The organism is Haemophilus haemolyticus (genome assembly GCF_003490935.1).
Lineage (GTDB): Bacteria > Pseudomonadota > Gammaproteobacteria > Enterobacterales > Pasteurellaceae > Haemophilus > Haemophilus haemolyticus_M.
Genome location: NZ_QQGD01000001.1, coordinates 347,149 through 363,239 on the forward strand (window position 1 = coordinate 347,149; position 16,091 = coordinate 363,239).

Sequence of the window (16,091 nt, forward strand, 5' to 3'; positions counted from 1 at the left end):
ATCATTTTTATTATTGGGAAATAATATGACAACAGAAAACGATTACGCAAAACTTAAAGAATTAATGGAATTTCCAGCAAAAATGACATTTAAAGTTGCTGGAATTAATCGCGAGGGGTTAGCGCAAGATCTAATTCAGGTCGTCCAAAAATATGTTAAAGGCGATTATATTCCTAAGGAAAAACGGAGTAGTAAAGGTACCTATAATTCGGTTTCAATCGACATTATTGCTGAAAACTTTGAGCAGGTAGAAACACTTTATAAAGAACTTGCTAAAGTTGAAGGCGTAAAAATGGTTATCTAGCATGAATAATTCCCTTATTGTTCGTCAGTTAGGGTTGCAAGATTATCAAGAAATTTGGCATAAAATGCAGAATTTCACAGATAGTCGCACAGCGGAAACGCAAGACGAAATTTGGTTGGTGCAACATCCTCCTGTATTTACCCAAGGGCAAGCAGGTAAACCAGAGCATCTTTTACAACGTAGTGAAATACCTGTGGTGCAGTCGGATCGTGGCGGGCAAATAACCTATCATGCACCCGGTCAGCAAGTGATGTATGTACTCATTGATATTAAGCGTCATGAGAATTTAAATGTGCGTCAATTAGTGACCGCACTTGAGCAAACGGTGGTAAAAACCTTATCTGAATATGGTATTGAAAGTTATCCAAAACCTGATGCCCCAGGCGTGTATGTGGATGGGAAAAAGATTTGTTCTCTTGGACTGCGTATTCGTCGTGGTTGCTCCTTTCACGGGTTAGCATTGAATATCAATATGGATCTGAACCCATTTCATTATATTAATCCATGCGGCTATGCCAGTCTTGAAATGTGTCAATTAGCGGATTTTGTTAATCAAGATGAAGCTAATTGCGATAAGGTTTCACCAAAATTAATTAAACACTTTGCCGAGCTTTTAGGCTATAATGTAACAAATTTGTAATATTTAATGATCAAAAATGCCCTGTTTGGGCATTTTTATTTAGGAACGCTTATGTCAACGCCTTTCAAAATGGAACGCGGTGTAAAATATCGCGATGCGGCAAAAACGTCGATTATTCCAGTAAAAAATATTGATCCAAACCAAGAGCTATTGAAAAAGCCCGAATGGATGAAAATTAAACTTCCGGCAAATTCACTTAAAATTGAAAGCATCAAAAATGGAATGCGTCGTCATGGTTTACATTCCGTTTGTGAAGAAGCATCTTGTCCAAATTTACACGAATGTTTTAATCATGGAACAGCAACTTTTATGATTTTAGGCGCAATTTGTACGCGCCGTTGCCCGTTCTGTGATGTTGCGCATGGGAAACCATTACCGCCCGATCCTGAAGAGCCACAAAAATTAGCTGAAACTATCCAAGATATGAAACTTAAATATGTGGTGATTACATCGGTGGATCGTGATGATTTGCCTGATCGTGGCGCAGGTCATTTTGCAGAATGTGTAAAAGCTGTGCGTGAGCTTAATCCTAATATTAAGATTGAAATTTTAGTACCTGATTTCCGTGGTCGTATTACACAGGCATTGGAAAAATTAAAAGATAATCCGCCAGATGTCTTTAACCATAATTTAGAAAACGTACCGCGCCTGTACAAAGAGATTCGTCCTGGAGCAGATTACGAATGGTCACTTAAATTATTGCGCGAATTTAAAGAAATGTTCCCGAATATCCCAACTAAATCTGGTTTAATGGTGGGATTAGGTGAAACTAATGAAGAGATTTTACAAGTCATGCAAGATTTACGTGATAACGGTGTGACAATGCTCACATTGGGGCAATATCTTCAACCTAGCCGTCATCATTTGCCGGTTGCGCGTTATGTTCCGCCTGCTGAATTTGATGAATTCCGAGAAAAAGCCAATAAAATGGGCTTTGAACATGCGGCTTGTGGACCATTTGTTCGCTCTTCTTATCACGCTGATTTACAAGCCAGTGGCGGGTTAGTGAAATAATTTAAAACTGCTCTGAATTAAACCGCACTTTTTGCTTGTCACGAAAGTGCGGTTTATTTTTGATGTTTTTTTTCACCGAATATTTACTAGCCAGAATTATTGCAAGCCTGTAAAATAGCCGACCGCTTTATTTGACTAATTATTTATAACACCTGACGATATTGTAGAAAATGACTCAAAAATTACATATTAAAACTTGGGGCTGCCAGATGAATGAATACGATTCATCTAAAATGGCCGATCTTTTATTAAGTACTCATGGACTAGAACTTACCGAAATTCCTGAAGAAGCAGACGTATTATTATTGAATACCTGTTCTATTCGTGAAAAAGCACAAGAAAAAGTGTTCCACCAACTTGGGCGTTGGAAAGAATTAAAGAAAAATAATCCAAATTTAGTGATTGGCGTGGGTGGCTGTGTGGCCTCTCAAGAAGGGGAACATATTCGTCATCGTGCGCCTTATGTCGATATTATTTTTGGTCCGCAAACTTTGCACCGCCTACCTGAAATGATTAACCAAATTCGTGGTGGTAAGAGCTCAGTTGTAGATGTAAGTTTCCCTGAAATTGAGAAATTTGACCGCTTACCTGAACCTCGTGCAGAAGGTCCAACGGCATTTGTTTCGATTATGGAAGGCTGTAATAAATACTGTACTTTCTGTGTTGTACCTTATACACGCGGAGAAGAAGTCAGCCGTCCTGTGGATGATGTCTTATTTGAAATTGCGCAACTTGCGGATCAAGGTGTGCGTGAGGTCAATCTACTTGGTCAAAATGTAAATGCTTATCGTGGGCCGACACATGATGGTCAAATTTGTAGCTTTGCTGAATTGCTTCGTCTTGTCGCATCAATTGATGGTATTGACCGTTTACGTTTCACAACTAGTCATCCAATAGAATTTACAGATGATATTATTGATGTATATCGTGATACGCCTGAATTGGTGAGTTTCTTACATCTTCCAGTCCAAGCAGGTTCTGACCGTGTATTAACGATGATGAAACGTGGCCATACAGCATTAGAATATAAATCTATTATTCGCAAACTTCGTGCTGTGCGCCCTGATATTCAAATTAGCTCAGACTTTATTGTTGGTTTCCCAGGTGAAACGGCTGAAGATTTTGAGCAAACTATGAATTTGATTGCACAAGTGAACTTTGATATGAGCTTCAGTTTTGTGTATTCTGCCCGACCAGGTACGCCTGCTGCAGATATGCCAGATGATGTAACGGAAGATGAAAAGAAACAGCGTCTTTATGTGTTACAAGAGCGTATTAATCAACAAGCCGCACAATTTAGCCGCCGTATGCTTGGCACAGAACAACGCGTGTTAGTTGAAGGGCCATCGAAGAAAGACATTATGGAATTGACGGGACGTACTGAAACGAATCGTATTGTCAATTTCCAAGGTTCTCCAGAAATGATTGGTAAATTTGTGGATGTGAAAATCACTGATGTTTATACTAATTCTCTACGTGGTGAAGTGGTGCGTACTGAAGATGAAATGGGATTACGTATTGCGCAATCTCCACAAGAAGTGATGAATCGCACACGTAAAGAAGATGAATTAGGTGTAGGGCGTTACCACGGCTAATTGAAATTTTGAAATATTTAACCGCACTTTGAGAAATTAAAGTGCGGTTATTTTTTTAGAGATATATGGTTTAGATTTGCCAATCAATTGGTTTCATTCCATTGCTTTCCAAATATGAATTTGTTTTGGAAAAATGATGACAGCCAAAGAAACCACGATGGGCTGAAAGTGGGGAAGGGTGTGGAGCCGTTAAAACAAGGTGACGAGTGCGGTCAATAATTTGCCCTTTTTTTTGTGCGTGACTGCCCCAAAGTAAAAACACGAGTTTTTCACGATATTCATTAAGAGCCGTAATAACACGATCAGTAAACGTTTCCCAGCCGAAATTAGCATGTGAATGTGCCATCCCACGTTCTACGGTAAGCACTGTGTTGAGCAGCAATACTCCTTGTTCTGCCCATTTGACTAAATAACCATGAGATGGCATTTGAAATCCAGAAATATCTTGTGTGAGTTCTTTATACATATTTAATAGGGAAGGGGGAATGGCGACTTCAGGTTTTACTGAAAAAGCTAATCCATGAGCTTGGTTTGGACCATGATATGGATCTTGACCTAAGATTACCACTTTTACATCTTCAAAAGCGGTATATTTGAATGCGTTAAATACATCTTCTTGTCGGGGATAAATCGTTTTCCCGCTTGCTCTTGCAAGATGAACCTGTTGTAGTGCGTGTTGAAAGTAAGGTTGTTCTTTTTCTTTTCCGATAACATCTGTCCAGGTTTTCATTATTTTGATCCTATTAATAAGTTTGCTCTTATTATAAACAAAAAGCTTAAGTCAATAAAAAGTTTAAAAGGTTAAATTAATGTTAAATTATTTTGGGTAAATAGCTATATAAATGAGCAAAGTTTAATTTAGATCAAGTTTGTAAAATTATCCTAAAAAGATAACCTGTTCTTTATCAAAAAAATCCAAAATAATTTGAAATCTTCAAATTATTTGATAAAATTTGTACAGTTTCTATGATTATTCTAATGCCAATTAGGAGGCTATTATGATTAAAGGTATTCAAATTACTCAAGCGGCAAATGACAATTTGCTTAATTCATTCTGGTTATTAGACAGCGAAAAAAATGAAGCGCGTTGCTTATGTGCAAAAGGCGAATTCGCTGAAGACCAAGTTGTTGCAGTTAGCGAATTAGGTCAAATCGAATACCGTGAATTACCAGTAAACGTAGCGCCAACTGTTAAAGTTGAAGGTGGCCAACACTTAAACGTAAATGTATTACGTCGTGAAACTTTAGAAGATGCGGTAAACAATCCAGATAAATATCCACAATTAACTATCCGTGTTTCTGGTTACGCAGTACGTTTCAACTCTTTAACGCCAGAACAACAACGCGACGTTATCACTCGTACTTTCACTGAAAGCCTATAATTTCAGTTTGAATGAAAAAAGAAACCTCGAAGTTATTCGGGGTTTTGTTTTATCTAAAAGTTCTGAAAATTTGACCGCACTTTCGTTTTATTTTGTGTAAAATAACCTAATGTTTTTACACAAAGAGGTATTTATGAAAAAGTTATTTTTTAGTGGTCTAGTTCTTGCCTTAGTAGGTTGTTCATCAACTCCATCAAACCTAACGAAACAAGATTTTGTGGGAGAATGGTCTTGCTCAATCAAATATGAAGATATTGGAGTGGGAACTATTGATCTAATTTATCTTAAATCTGACGGTTCTCTTAAAGATGAGAATTTCATTTTTGATCATAGCTTAAGTAAATATGGTGAATTACCAATTAAAGACTATTTCTCTTCACCATTAACATATTTAACTATTAGTAATGGCACTTGGAGTTTTAATGATAATTATTTGATATACAAATTAAGAAAACAAAGTGCACACCGTTTAATTTATCCTGATATATTTGAGAAAATACAACGGATAAAGAGCTTAAAGAACATTGAGCAAAGTGCTTTTAGCCTTTATTCAGACAATATTGGTAAAGAGGATAGTATCGAGTTGAGGGTAACTAAATTCTCAAGAGATAGATTCACGGTAGTTCAGCATTTTACTAAAACATACGACGGCGAGTGTGTACGTAAAGATAAGGCTGATAATAAATTTAATGGCTTTTTAGAGGCTCTTAAACTAATATTTAAAGTCAAGTAATGTAACCGCCTCTTAATAAGAGGCGGTTACATATTAATGTTTAGTTTCTGATTGTTTTTCTAAATTTTTCTGCATTTCGATGAGTGCATTTTCTTTTTCTCCAAATTTTTTTCCAGCATATTGGCAAACTGTTGCTGATATGAGAGATAAAAGAGAGGTATTTTGCATTTCTATTTTTTCTGCCTTTTCGGGGATGTCAAAAAGTTTTTCACCTTGAGCAAAGAACTGGGTATATACTTCAAACTGATTGTTTGCGCTGAGTATAGCCGTCTTATCTGCACAATTTACCTTTGTTAGTTTTTTCATCGACGTGCCTTTTAGAGCTCGATCAGATGAGCTTATATTGGTTATCAAATAGTATGACAGCTCATTGGAGTTATCAGAATTAACACGGATGCTTGATTTATCTAGATAAATAGGATTTTGGCCATTTAGCACTTTTAAGTATCTATCTTGTTGCTGTAATTCTTGATTTTGTAATAGTTTTGGTTGTGAACAACCAATACAAAACAAGCTGATTAATGTGAGAGTTACAAATCTTTTCATAGGATCCTCTAGGGATATGGGAATTGATTGAGCTATATTGGGGATTATAGAATTAATTTTTAAATAAAAAACTCATCACACTCATCCTTTTATTTTCTAGCGATTTCCACGCTTTTCAGGTACAATTTGGCAGTTAAATTTATTGATTTTTTGAGAAAAACTATCTTTTATGAAGAATATTCGTAACTTTTCTATTATTGCCCATATTGACCACGGTAAATCGACGCTTTCTGACCGTTTGATTCAAACTTGTGGTGGCCTTTCGGATCGTGAAATGGAAGCGCAAGTGCTCGATTCAATGGATCTTGAGCGTGAGCGTGGAATTACCATCAAAGCACAAAGTGTTACTTTAAATTATAAAGCCAAAGATGGCGAAACTTATCAATTAAACTTTATCGATACACCAGGACACGTGGACTTTTCCTATGAGGTATCTCGCTCTCTTGCTGCTTGTGAAGGGGCATTGTTAGTTGTGGATGCAGGACAAGGTGTAGAAGCACAAACCTTGGCAAACTGTTATACCGCAATCGAAATGGATTTAGAAGTAGTACCGATTTTAAATAAAATCGACTTGCCAGCCGCAGATCCCGAACGCGTAGCTGAAGAAATTGAAGATATTGTTGGAATTGATGCGATGGAAGCGGTTCGATGCTCTGCTAAAACGGGTGTAGGTATCGAAGATGTATTAGAAGAAATCGTTGCAAAAATTCCAGCACCGGAAGGCGATCCTAATGCGCCATTACAAGCATTGATTATTGATTCTTGGTTCGATAACTATTTGGGCGTGGTGTCTTTAGTGCGTATTAAAAACGGGGTATTACGTAAAGGCGATAAAATTAAAGTGATGTCTACAGGACAAGCTTACAATGTAGATCGTTTAGGGATTTTCACGCCAAAACAAGAGGATACTACCATTTTAGAATGCGGTGAAGTTGGTTGGGTAGTTTGTGCGATTAAAGATATTTTAGGGGCACCAGTTGGGGATACTTTAACTCTTCAACATAATCCCGCAACTGAGGTTTTACCAGGCTTTAAAAAAGTAAAACCGCAAGTGTATGCAGGCCTTTTCCCCGTTAGCTCAGATGATTATGAAGCATTTCGTGATGCGTTGAGTAAATTGAGCTTAAATGATGCTTCACTTTTCTATGAGCCAGAAACTTCAACCGCACTTGGCTTTGGTTTCCGTTGTGGTTTCCTTGGTCTTTTGCACATGGAAATCATTCAAGAGCGTCTAGAGCGTGAGTATGATTTAGATCTTATTACTACTGCGCCAACGGTAATTTACGAAGTGCAATTAACGAATGGTGATGTTGTTTACGTCGATAGTCCATCGAAATTGCCTCCGCTTAATAATATTGCTGAAATCCGTGAGCCGATTGCTGAATGTAATATGTTAGTGCCGCAAGAATATTTAGGTAACGTCATTACACTTTGTGTGGAAAAACGTGGCGTGCAAACCAATATGGTATATCACGGTAATCAAATTGCGCTGACTTATGAGATTCCAATGGGCGAAGTTGTTCTAGACTTCTTTGATCGTTTAAAATCAACATCGCGTGGTTATGCTTCGTTAGATTACGGTTTCAAACGTTTCCAAGCTGCAGATATGGTTCGCGTAGATATTATGATTAACAGTGAACGAGTAGATGCTTTGGCTTTAATCGTTCATAAAGATAATTCACAATATCGTGGTCGTGAATTGGTTGAAAAAATGCGTGAGCTGATTCCACGTCAACAATTTGATATCGCGATTCAAGCAGCGATTGGAAACCATATTATTGCGCGTTCAACCGTAAAACAATTACGTAAAAACGTATTAGCAAAATGTTATGGTGGCGACGTGAGCCGTAAGAAAAAACTCTTACAGAAACAGAAAGAAGGTAAAAAACGTATGAAGTCTTTGGGTAACGTAGAAGTACCACAAGAAGCGTTTTTAGCAATTTTACATGTAGGAAAAGATAAATAAGGGAAATTATGTCAAATTTATTTTTTGTGATTTTACTGGCTGTGGGTTTTGGTGTTTGGAAAGTTTTAGATTATTTTCAATTACCAAACACATTCAGTATTGTATTGCTAATTTTGACCGCACTTTCAGGCGTATTATGGTGCTACCATTATTTTGTGGTAACGCCAAAACGTCATCGTAAAATCGCACGTGTCGAACAGCGTTCAGGCCAAGTATTAACTGACGAAGAAAAAGCAAAAATTGAACCGATTTCCGAAGCCTCTGAGTTTTTATCATCTCTTTTCCCAGTGCTTTCTGTCGTATTCTTAGTACGCTCTTTTTTATTTGAACCATTTCAAATTCCATCAGGTTCAATGGAATCAACCTTACGAGTTGGTGACTTTTTGGTCGTGAACAAATATGCTTATGGTGTGAAAGATCCGATTTTCCAAAACACCATTATTGCTGGCGAAAAACCACAACGAGGTGATGTAATTGTGTTTAAAGCTCCACAACAAGCTTTAATTCGTACTGGCCTAGGTGCAACTCGAGCTGCTTTTGCGGAAAATCTTGCGTTAAGCTCAAAAGATAATATGTCTGGTGTTGATTATATTAAGCGTATTGTTGGAAAGAGCGGAGATCGCGTCATTTTTGATGCGGAACAAAAAACGCTAAAAGTGGTATATGGCAAAGAAGGCAAACCTTGTGAAGTTGATTGCGAAACCAAGGCGTTTGAATATACACAAAATCCAACAAATCCTGCTTTTCCGAATGAATTAGAATTGACTGAAAAAGGCGATGTAACACATAACGTGTTAATTAGTGAATATCGTCGTTATTCAGGCCCTGAATTTTTCCCACAAGAAGGTATGCAAACTGCAGAGTGGCTTGTGCCAGAAGGACAGTATTTTGTGATGGGGGATCACCGTGATCACAGCGATGATAGCCGTTTCTGGGGCTTTGTGCCTGAAAAAAATATTGTGGGTAAAGCCACTTATATTTGGATGAGCTTAGAAAAAGAAGCGAATGAATGGCCAACCGGTTTCCGCTTTGATCGTTTCTTTACAGCAATAAAATAAGATGAATCATTTAGATCGACTTGAGCGTAAAATCGGTTATCGTTTTAATGATATTGCGCTTTTAAAGCAGGCACTTACGCATCGAAGTGCGGCGACTCAACATAATGAACGCCTAGAATTTCTAGGCGATTCTATTCTTAATTTTACTATCGCTGAGGCGCTTTATCATCAGTTTCCACGTTGTAATGAAGGTGAACTGAGCCGTATGCGAGCTACTTTGGTGAGAGAGCCCACTTTAGCGATTTTAGCGCGTCAATTTGAATTGGGAGATTATATGTCTCTTGGTTCTGGCGAGCTAAAGAGCGGTGGTTTTCGCCGCGAATCTATTCTTGCCGATTGTGTAGAAGCGATTATTGGCGCAATGTCTTTGGATCAAGGATTGGCAGTGACGACCCAAGTGATTCAAAATTGGTATCAACAATTATTGGCTGAAATCAAACCGGGTGACAACCAAAAAGATGCGAAAACTCGGTTACAAGAATATTTACAGGGTAAACATCTGCCATTGCCAACTTATGAAGTGGTAAATATTCAAGGGGAAGCCCATTGCCAAATTTTCACTGTTGAATGCAAAGTGAAAAGTGCGGATAAAATTGACCGCACTTTTGTGGCAAAAGGATCTAGCCGTCGTAAAGCTGAACAAGCGGCAGCAGAACAAATTTTAAAAGAACTGGACATCAAATGACCGAACAATTCGACAAAACCTATTGCGGCTTTATTGCTATCGTAGGTCGCCCAAATGTGGGTAAATCAACGCTCTTAAATAAAATTTTAGGGCAAAAAATTTCAATTACATCGCGTAAAGCACAAACCACGCGTCACCGTATTGTTGGGATTAAAACTGAAGGGGCATATCAAGAAATCTATGTGGATACGCCGGGACTTCATATTGAAGAGAAACGTGCTATTAACCGCTTGATGAACCGCGCAGCAAGTAGTGCTATCGGCGATGTTGATTTAATTATTTTTGTCGTAGATGGCACACACTGGAATGCAGATGATGAGATGGTGCTAAACAAATTACGCAATGCAAAGGCACCAGTTGTGTTAGCTATTAACAAAGTAGATAACATCAAAAATAAAGATGATTTGTTGCCGTTTATTACAGATCTTAGCAGTAAATTTAACTTTGCTCATATTGTGCCAATTTCTGCACAGCGCGGTAATAATGTTCATGAATTAGAGAAAATTGTACGCCAATCTTTACGCGAAGGTGTGCATCATTTTCCAGAAGATTATGTCACAGACCGTTCGCAACGTTTTATGGCATCGGAAATAATCCGTGAAAAACTAATGCGTTTTACGGGGGAAGAATTGCCTTATTCTGTGACTGTTGAAATTGAACAGTTCAAAGTGAATGAACGTGGCACTTATGAAATAAATGGATTAATTTTGGTTGAGCGTGAGGGGCAGAAAAAAATGGTAATTGGTGCGGGCGGTCAAAAAATTAAAACTATTGGTATGGAAGCGCGTGCTGATATGGAACGTTTATTTGATAACAAAGTCCATCTTGAACTTTGGGTAAAAGTGAAATCAGGTTGGGCTGATGATGAACGTGCACTGCGTAGTTTAGGATATATGGATGAATAAAGTGCAGTGAAATCCATAAGTAATAAATAGAAAAATCCCCATTATTGCGATGGGGATTTTTTTGTTTCTAATTTTTCACTGAATACGCTTTAAATTTACCTGTTTGAGCAAGCACTTCGTAATCATCGAAATGTTGTCTAAGTAATTCTGGATAAGGCAAAAATGAATTGGCGACGATGCGTAATTCTCCACCTTGATTGAGATGCCATTTTGCTTGAGTGATGAGTTCTGTCACTGCTCGATAGGCGGTATCAATACCATCATGGAATGGTGGATTAGAAATGATCAAATCAAATTTTCCTTCTATATCAGAAAAGACATCACTGGCGTAAACTTCGCCTTGTAATTGATTTTCAGAAAGTGTTTTACGCGCTGATTCCAATGCCATTGCATGAATATCAGTCATGGTAATTTGTGCGTTAGGAGAACGTTTTTTGATCATAGATCCAATTACTCCTGCTCCACAGCCAAGATCGAGTACTTTTCCTTTTATTTTATTATCAATGGTTGAAAGTAACAGTTCTGTGCCTGTGTCTAATTCCGCTGCACTAAATACCCCAGGTAAACTATATATCGTTAAGTCTTGTAGCGTAGAATGTTGATAGGTTTTCCAGAAATTTTTAAGTTCAAAGTGCGGTTTATTTTGTAGTGAAAAATGATATAAACCGCAACGACGAGCGGAGTCAATTTTCGCTATTTCACCATAAGGTTCTAATGTTTTTTCTACTGAACGCACGCCACAACGGTTTTCTCCAATAATTAATATTTCTTGGCCAATAGGTGCTTGAGCTAATAGTTGAAGCAGTTGGAAATTGACTTCTTGTTTGTTTTTAGTCCAATAATAAACGATTAAATCAGTTTGACCTTGAAATTCAACGGAAAAATTGACCGCACTTTGCGTTCTTGCATAGTCAAAATAGCAACTCCAAATTTGGATTGATGGGCATTTAGAGGCTAATGTTTGAGGAAAATTATCAGAAATACCGCCAGCAAATAATACAGATTTTCCATCAAAAAATGAAAGATGTCGTTCTAAAACTTGGCTCTCTAGAGAAATCACGCTTTGAATCCTGTGGGTTATTAGTTAAAATTACGCGCTATTTTAGCAAAATTATTAATAAAAATTGATTAAAACTATTTTAGGAAAATCCTTTATGAAAAAAATTCTCTCTGCAGCCTTAATGACAACGTTATTATCTGGATGTCAAGTTCTCGACCTTGTTCAAGGTACGCCTCAAAAGGCATCTAAAGTATCAAAGCCGGTATTAACTCCAGCTCAAACTGAAGTATTACAAAAGTTAGATGCGCAGTTTCAGCGTATTTCAGCTCAAGGTATCGAAATTGAATTCAATGGCGAGAAATATGTGAAACAAACACAAGCAGTAAAAGGTGATGATCCTCGTTTTGTGAGTTTGGCATTAAGTAAAAACAGTGAGGCTCGTAAAGCTGTGCTAAGTGATACATTCTATTTAACTGATGTTTCTCATGAGAAAGCTATTACGGAACGTTATTTTGCAAAAAATAAAGAGACGTGCCAGTTACAAGCTGTGAAATCAGATATTCATGATTATTATACTTGTGCCAGTGATAAATTTAAACGTTATGTTGCTTTAGTACATAAAGATAAAAATATTATTGCTTATCGTAGTTATACCTCATATCAAGTGGAACCTACACAGGCTGAAGAACGTGCGATTATTAAGGCATTAGTCGATTATCCATTTGATAGTATTGCTCGTTAATATGAATAGACGCGATCTTCTTTTACAAGAAATGGGCATTTCCCAGTGGACGTTATATCGCCCAGAGGTGCTACAAGGTTCAGTAGGAATTAGTGTTGCTGAGAATATCCGCTTTATCACTGTTTCTGATGAAAATATAAATGGCTCGTCCTTGTTGGCTGATGTGCTACTCAGCCTTGATCTTAAAAAAGAAGATTGCTTATGTTTGAATTACGATCAAATCCAGCATATCGAATGTAAGCAGCCTATTCGTTACTGGTTACTATCAGAAAATAACGACCAAATTGACCGCACTTTATCATTTTGCATGGAGGCTGAGCGTGTTTATCGCTCACCAAGTTGGCAACAATTTCAATTTAATCACCAAGCCAAACGAGAGTTGTGGCAACAAATTCAGCAGCCTTAATTATGTCTATTATTTCTCAAATTGAAGCCAGTGATTTCGACCGATTGTATGAAATCGAGCAGCAAGCACATCTTGTGCCTTGGTCATTTGGTACGTTAAAAAATAATCAAGGTGAGCGTTATCTCAATTTAAAATTAATAGAGAATAATAAGATTATTGGTTTTGCTATTTGCCAAACAGTATTGGATGAAGCGACTTTGTTTAATATTGCTATTGTACCGTCTCATCAAGGTAATGGATTGGGGAAATTATTGTTGAATGAGCTAATCATCCAATTGAAAGAAAAAGGTGTTCAGACCTTATGGCTAGAAGTCAGAGAGTCTAACCCAGCTCGTTTCTTGTATGAAAAAATTGGTTTTAATGAAGTCGATATTCGAAAAAATTATTATCCGAAACCCAGTGGTGGACGAGAAAATGCCGTAGTAATGGCCTGTTATTTATAGATACAAATGATATAGCCTAGGATGTCGTCCTAGGCTATATTTTTATGCTTCTTCTGCAGGAAAAACAAATGGATTTAATCCGCTGCGTGCGAAACCTTTTTCTTCCATTTCAATGTCTAAGAAAATAGAAGCCAAATCATCGGCTACTGGCTCTACATGAGGATCTTTTTCTTGAAACATGATTTTCAAGTAACTTTCACAGCTACCACAGGTTTCAGCACGAACAAGTGCAAGTTCTTCATCTAACGACCACATTTCAAGTTTGTCATGACTATTACAGTTGGTGCATTGTGCGCGTACTAAATTCCATTCACTTTCACATAAATTACAATGTAAGTAGCGTAAACCTTGTGATGTACCAATTTGTACAATACTTGTAACAGGTAATGAGCCACAAACAGGGCAGTGATGTAAATTTTCGGCGTTTTCAACTTGGCTATTATGAGGAATTTGTTGAGCTGCTTGTAACCAATAAAGGGAAAGTGCGGCCCAAATAAAGACGGCTTTATCACTGCTGACTAAATTAAATTCTTGTGCTAAGAGCTTATTTGCCATTTCTTCTAATTCGGCAGAGGATGCTTTTTCAAGAAATTCAATTGTCGCGGCGACTTGCTCATTAGCCTTTGGTTTAATCTCATCAAGAATTTCAGTTAAGTATTCACGCCAGATGCGGTTTCTTTTAAAGGTTTTTGCATTTAGTGGCTCGATATCATTTAGCTGTTCAAACTGTTGTGGCGGTAAGGGATTTCTTTCTAACGTGGAAAGTTGGCTTTCAACTATGTCTGCAGCAAATAATAAATAATCTGATAGTGGATGATTTTGCGCTAAGTCTCTTAAACGTTTTGCCCTGCGTTGATAAAGATTTTTAGGATTGGCAAATAACACAGCAGGCGTTTGGAAGGAATTCGCTGCTTGTTTGATTTCTGATTCTGATAAGATTTTGATACTCATGTTCTTTTCTCACTTTCATAATAAAAAGTGCGGTCAATTTTAACCGCACTTTTTTCTTTTTCAGGATTTCAGCTTATTTGCCAAATCCTTTAAATAATACTTTGGTTTTGCCTTTTTTACCTGATTGCTCGTTGAGTAAATCTTTTTCAAGCTCAGGTAAAATTTCTTCGCGATACCATTTCGGGTGGTGTTTCTTCGCCCAACGAACGGTTACCCAACCTTCAATGATTCCTCGAATCGAACCCTTAATCCAGAATGCCATATACATATGCACTAAGATACCAGTGAATAACATAAATGCACTCAAAGAATGGAGCAGAATCGAAAAACGCAATACAGAGATTGAGAAGTAGTGCGAAAAATATTGACGCCACATAATGATGCCAGTGACTAATAACGTTACCATTGCCAAATTTAATGTCCAGAAGAGCATTTTTTGACCAAGGTTATATTTGCCATTATCCGCAACCGCGTGTTCGTTCCCTTTAAGAACTTCAACGACACCTTTTGCCCAGCGAATATCGTTTTTCTCTGGAATATTGTGATCCCAGTACAATAATGCCAAGTAGATGAAGGCAAAGAACATTAAAATCCCAGTAAATGGGTGAATTGCACGTGCAATTTGTGGTGTACCTAAAATTTCTGTTAACCATGCGAAATCAGGGAAGAAAAACGCAACACCAGTGAACATCGTCATAAAAAAGCAAATAACCAACATCCAGTGACTGATACGCGCTGGCGTTCTATGGCGGACGATTCGAGTATCGTTGTTGATTTCAATTTTACTCATTATTTTCCCCCTTAGATGGTTTTTCTTCTTCAAATTCGTGGTGATGATCTTCCACATCTTCTTCAATATTCGGACCTACAGTTAAGTAGTGAGCGATTTCAGCTAATGCCAAGCCACCCATTGCAACTGCTGCTACTGGTTTCAATACATCTTTCCATAAGGTCACACTTAAATCAATTTGTGGATCTTTTGGAAGACCATTGTAAAGCTCTGGTTTATCAGCGTGATGTAACACATACATTACGTGTGTTCCGCCTACGCCTGGAGGATCGTAAAGTCCAGCATTTTCATAACCACGAGATTTTAATTCAGCAATGCGTTGTTCAGCATACACTTTCATTTCTTCTTTAGAACCGAAACGAATTGCACCTGTTGGACAAGTTTTCACGCATGCAGGCTCTTGACCTACAGAAACACGATCCACACAAAGAGTACATTTGTACACACGGTTATCATCTGGATTCATACGTGGAATGTTGAATGGACAGCCGGCAATACAATAACCACATCCGATACATTTATCAGATTGAAAATCTACAATACCATTGGCGTATTGAATGATAGCACCTGGTGCAGGACAAGCCTTTAAACAACCTGGCTCTGCGCAGTGCATACAACCATCTTTACGGATTAACCATTCTAAACGATCGTTTTCTTCTACTTCGTTAAAGCGCATCACAGTCCATGCTTTGGCATTTAGATCTACAGGGTTATCGTAAATACCATGACACTGTGCATTTACATCAGAGCGGATGTCATTCCACTCTGAGCAGCCAACTTGGCAAGCTTTACAACCGATACATGTACTGACATCGATTAATTTTGCCACTTCAACTTTATGATCTCGCGCTTGTGGTGCAGGCGTTAAGCCTGAAGTTGCGGAGATTTTAATAATGTCTTGCGTTTGAACGCCTTGAGCAGTTCCAGCCAT

19 protein-coding genes are annotated in these 16,091 nt (G+C 37.8%); 13 read left to right on the top strand and 6 right to left on the bottom strand.

Annotation, left to right across the window (positions count from 1 at the left end; all coding sequences use genetic code 11):
- The first annotated feature begins 25 nt into the window (after window positions 1-25).
- The 4 genes from ybeD (at window position 26) to miaB (ending at window position 3,553) form a co-directional block, all read left to right on the top strand.
- Window positions 26-304, top strand: a complete 279-nt coding sequence (gene ybeD, locus DV417_RS01830) for a DUF493 family protein YbeD (protein WP_005646399.1) — start codon at window positions 26-28, stop codon at window positions 302-304.
- A gap of 1 nt (window position 305) precedes the next feature.
- Complete coding sequence (gene lipB / locus DV417_RS01835) at window positions 306-944, top strand: lipoyl(octanoyl) transferase LipB (RefSeq protein ID WP_118878261.1); 639 nt, start codon at window positions 306-308, stop codon at window positions 942-944.
- Window positions 945-995: 51 nt separating this feature from the next.
- Window positions 996-1,958 carry a lipoyl synthase gene (gene lipA / locus DV417_RS01840; protein WP_118843211.1) on the top strand — a complete coding sequence of 321 codons (963 nt, stop codon included), beginning with the start codon at window positions 996-998 and terminating at the stop codon, window positions 1,956-1,958.
- A 170-nt stretch (window positions 1,959-2,128) separates the two neighbouring features.
- Window positions 2,129-3,553, top strand: a complete 1,425-nt coding sequence (miaB, locus tag DV417_RS01845; protein WP_005630294.1) for a tRNA (N6-isopentenyl adenosine(37)-C2)-methylthiotransferase MiaB — start codon at window positions 2,129-2,131, stop codon at window positions 3,551-3,553.
- Window positions 3,554-3,623: 70 nt separating this feature from the next.
- Here miaB and ung read toward each other — a convergent pair whose 3' ends face one another.
- Window positions 3,624-4,283, bottom strand: coding sequence for a uracil-DNA glycosylase (ung, locus tag DV417_RS01850; RefSeq protein ID WP_118878263.1), 660 nt, complete (start codon window positions 4,281-4,283; stop codon window positions 3,624-3,626).
- A 268-nt stretch (window positions 4,284-4,551) separates the two neighbouring features.
- On the opposite strand from ung, the gene grcA reads away from it, so the two are divergent.
- The gene (gene grcA, locus DV417_RS01855) at window positions 4,552-4,935 is read left to right on the top strand and encodes an autonomous glycyl radical cofactor GrcA (protein WP_005628746.1); all 384 of its coding nucleotides are present in this window, start codon (window positions 4,552-4,554) and stop codon (window positions 4,933-4,935) included.
- Window positions 4,936-5,068: 133 nt separating this feature from the next.
- Entirely contained in the window at window positions 5,069-5,668 is a 600-nt protein-coding gene (locus tag DV417_RS01860; protein WP_118878266.1) for a hypothetical protein, read from the top strand.
- A gap of 33 nt (window positions 5,669-5,701) precedes the next feature.
- Here the strand turns inward: DV417_RS01860 and DV417_RS01865 are convergent, their stop codons facing one another.
- Window positions 5,702-6,214, bottom strand: coding sequence for a surface-adhesin E family protein (locus DV417_RS01865; protein ID WP_118795653.1), 513 nt, complete (start codon window positions 6,212-6,214; stop codon window positions 5,702-5,704).
- 169 nt (window positions 6,215-6,383) lie between these two features.
- Between DV417_RS01865 and lepA the strand changes: the two genes are divergently transcribed.
- From lepA to era, 4 genes are read left to right on the top strand one after another with little or no spacing between them, the layout of a single operon-like run.
- Window positions 6,384-8,180: a translation elongation factor 4 gene (gene lepA, locus DV417_RS01870; RefSeq protein WP_005637609.1), complete on the top strand. Its 1,797-nt coding sequence runs from the start codon at window positions 6,384-6,386 to the stop codon at window positions 8,178-8,180.
- 8 nt (window positions 8,181-8,188) lie between these two features.
- On the top strand, window positions 8,189-9,238 hold the full coding sequence (lepB, locus tag DV417_RS01875) for a signal peptidase I (RefSeq protein ID WP_118878268.1): 1,050 nt from the start codon (window positions 8,189-8,191) through the stop codon (window positions 9,236-9,238).
- Between the two features lies 1 nt (window position 9,239).
- Window positions 9,240-9,923 (top strand): ribonuclease III, encoded by a 684-nt coding sequence (gene rnc / locus DV417_RS01880; protein WP_118878270.1) that lies wholly within the window; start codon window positions 9,240-9,242, stop codon window positions 9,921-9,923.
- Window positions 9,920-10,828, top strand: coding sequence for a GTPase Era (era, locus tag DV417_RS01885; RefSeq protein ID WP_005657841.1), 909 nt, complete (start codon window positions 9,920-9,922; stop codon window positions 10,826-10,828). The genes rnc and era overlap by 4 nt, the downstream gene beginning before the upstream one ends.
- A gap of 67 nt (window positions 10,829-10,895) precedes the next feature.
- Here the strand turns inward: era and rsmC are convergent, their stop codons facing one another.
- Window positions 10,896-11,888, bottom strand: a complete 993-nt coding sequence (gene rsmC / locus DV417_RS01890) for a 16S rRNA (guanine(1207)-N(2))-methyltransferase RsmC (RefSeq protein ID WP_118878272.1) — start codon at window positions 11,886-11,888, stop codon at window positions 10,896-10,898.
- A gap of 94 nt (window positions 11,889-11,982) precedes the next feature.
- Here rsmC and DV417_RS01895 point away from each other — a divergent pair, with 94 nt between their 5' ends.
- From DV417_RS01895 to rimI, 3 genes are read left to right on the top strand one after another with little or no spacing between them, the layout of a single operon-like run.
- Window positions 11,983-12,570, top strand: coding sequence for a lipoprotein (locus DV417_RS01895; protein ID WP_118878274.1), 588 nt, complete (start codon window positions 11,983-11,985; stop codon window positions 12,568-12,570).
- A 1-nt stretch (window position 12,571) separates the two neighbouring features.
- On the top strand, window positions 12,572-12,976 hold the full coding sequence (gene holD / locus DV417_RS01900) for a DNA polymerase III subunit psi (protein ID WP_118878277.1): 405 nt from the start codon (window positions 12,572-12,574) through the stop codon (window positions 12,974-12,976).
- 2 nt (window positions 12,977-12,978) lie between these two features.
- A complete protein-coding gene (gene rimI / locus DV417_RS01905) occupies window positions 12,979-13,419 on the top strand; it encodes a ribosomal protein S18-alanine N-acetyltransferase (protein WP_118878280.1) in 441 nt (146 codons plus the stop codon).
- Between the two features lie 42 nt (window positions 13,420-13,461).
- Here the strand turns inward: rimI and fdhE are convergent, their stop codons facing one another.
- The 3 genes from fdhE to fdxH all read right to left on the bottom strand — a co-directional run bounded on the left by fdhE (window position 13,462) and on the right by fdxH (window position 16,091).
- Window positions 13,462-14,370 (bottom strand): formate dehydrogenase accessory protein FdhE, encoded by a 909-nt coding sequence (gene fdhE, locus DV417_RS01910; RefSeq protein WP_118878283.1) that lies wholly within the window; start codon window positions 14,368-14,370, stop codon window positions 13,462-13,464.
- Window positions 14,371-14,443: 73 nt separating this feature from the next.
- Window positions 14,444-15,160 (bottom strand): formate dehydrogenase subunit gamma, encoded by a 717-nt coding sequence (locus DV417_RS01915; RefSeq protein ID WP_118878286.1) that lies wholly within the window; start codon window positions 15,158-15,160, stop codon window positions 14,444-14,446.
- Window positions 15,153-16,091, bottom strand: coding sequence for a formate dehydrogenase subunit beta (fdxH, locus tag DV417_RS01920; RefSeq protein WP_065250116.1), 939 nt, complete (start codon window positions 16,089-16,091; stop codon window positions 15,153-15,155). Before fdxH ends, DV417_RS01915 begins: the two co-directional genes overlap by 8 nt.

Excerpts from the sequence above, each read along its gene's own strand:
- ybeD (WP_005646399.1), top strand. The coding sequence starts at position 26 with ATGACAACAGAAAACGATTACGCAAAACTTAAAGAATTAATGGAATTT.
- lipB (WP_118878261.1), top strand. The coding sequence starts at position 306 with ATGAATAATTCCCTTATTGTTCGTCAGTTAGGGTTGCAAGATTATCAA.
- lipA (WP_118843211.1), top strand. The coding sequence starts at position 996 with ATGTCAACGCCTTTCAAAATGGAACGCGGTGTAAAATATCGCGATGCG.
- miaB (WP_005630294.1), top strand. The coding sequence starts at position 2,129 with ATGACTCAAAAATTACATATTAAAACTTGGGGCTGCCAGATGAATGAA.
- ung (WP_118878263.1), bottom strand. The coding sequence starts at position 4,283 with ATGAAAACCTGGACAGATGTTATCGGAAAAGAAAAAGAACAACCTTAC.
- grcA (WP_005628746.1), top strand. The coding sequence starts at position 4,552 with ATGATTAAAGGTATTCAAATTACTCAAGCGGCAAATGACAATTTGCTT.
- DV417_RS01860 (WP_118878266.1), top strand. The coding sequence starts at position 5,069 with ATGAAAAAGTTATTTTTTAGTGGTCTAGTTCTTGCCTTAGTAGGTTGT.
- DV417_RS01865 (WP_118795653.1), bottom strand. The coding sequence starts at position 6,214 with ATGAAAAGATTTGTAACTCTCACATTAATCAGCTTGTTTTGTATTGGT.
- lepA (WP_005637609.1), top strand. The coding sequence starts at position 6,384 with ATGAAGAATATTCGTAACTTTTCTATTATTGCCCATATTGACCACGGT.
- lepB (WP_118878268.1), top strand. The coding sequence starts at position 8,189 with ATGTCAAATTTATTTTTTGTGATTTTACTGGCTGTGGGTTTTGGTGTT.
- rnc (WP_118878270.1), top strand. The coding sequence starts at position 9,240 with ATGAATCATTTAGATCGACTTGAGCGTAAAATCGGTTATCGTTTTAAT.
- era (WP_005657841.1), top strand. The coding sequence starts at position 9,920 with ATGACCGAACAATTCGACAAAACCTATTGCGGCTTTATTGCTATCGTA.
- DV417_RS01895 (WP_118878274.1), top strand. The coding sequence starts at position 11,983 with ATGAAAAAAATTCTCTCTGCAGCCTTAATGACAACGTTATTATCTGGA.
- holD (WP_118878277.1), top strand. The coding sequence starts at position 12,572 with ATGAATAGACGCGATCTTCTTTTACAAGAAATGGGCATTTCCCAGTGG.
- rimI (WP_118878280.1), top strand. The coding sequence starts at position 12,979 with ATGTCTATTATTTCTCAAATTGAAGCCAGTGATTTCGACCGATTGTAT.
- fdhE (WP_118878283.1), bottom strand. The coding sequence starts at position 14,370 with ATGAGTATCAAAATCTTATCAGAATCAGAAATCAAACAAGCAGCGAAT.
- DV417_RS01915 (WP_118878286.1), bottom strand. The coding sequence starts at position 15,160 with ATGAGTAAAATTGAAATCAACAACGATACTCGAATCGTCCGCCATAGA.
- fdxH (WP_065250116.1), bottom strand. The coding sequence starts at position 16,091 with ATGGCTGGAACTGCTCAAGGCGTTCAAACGCAAGACATTATTAAAATC.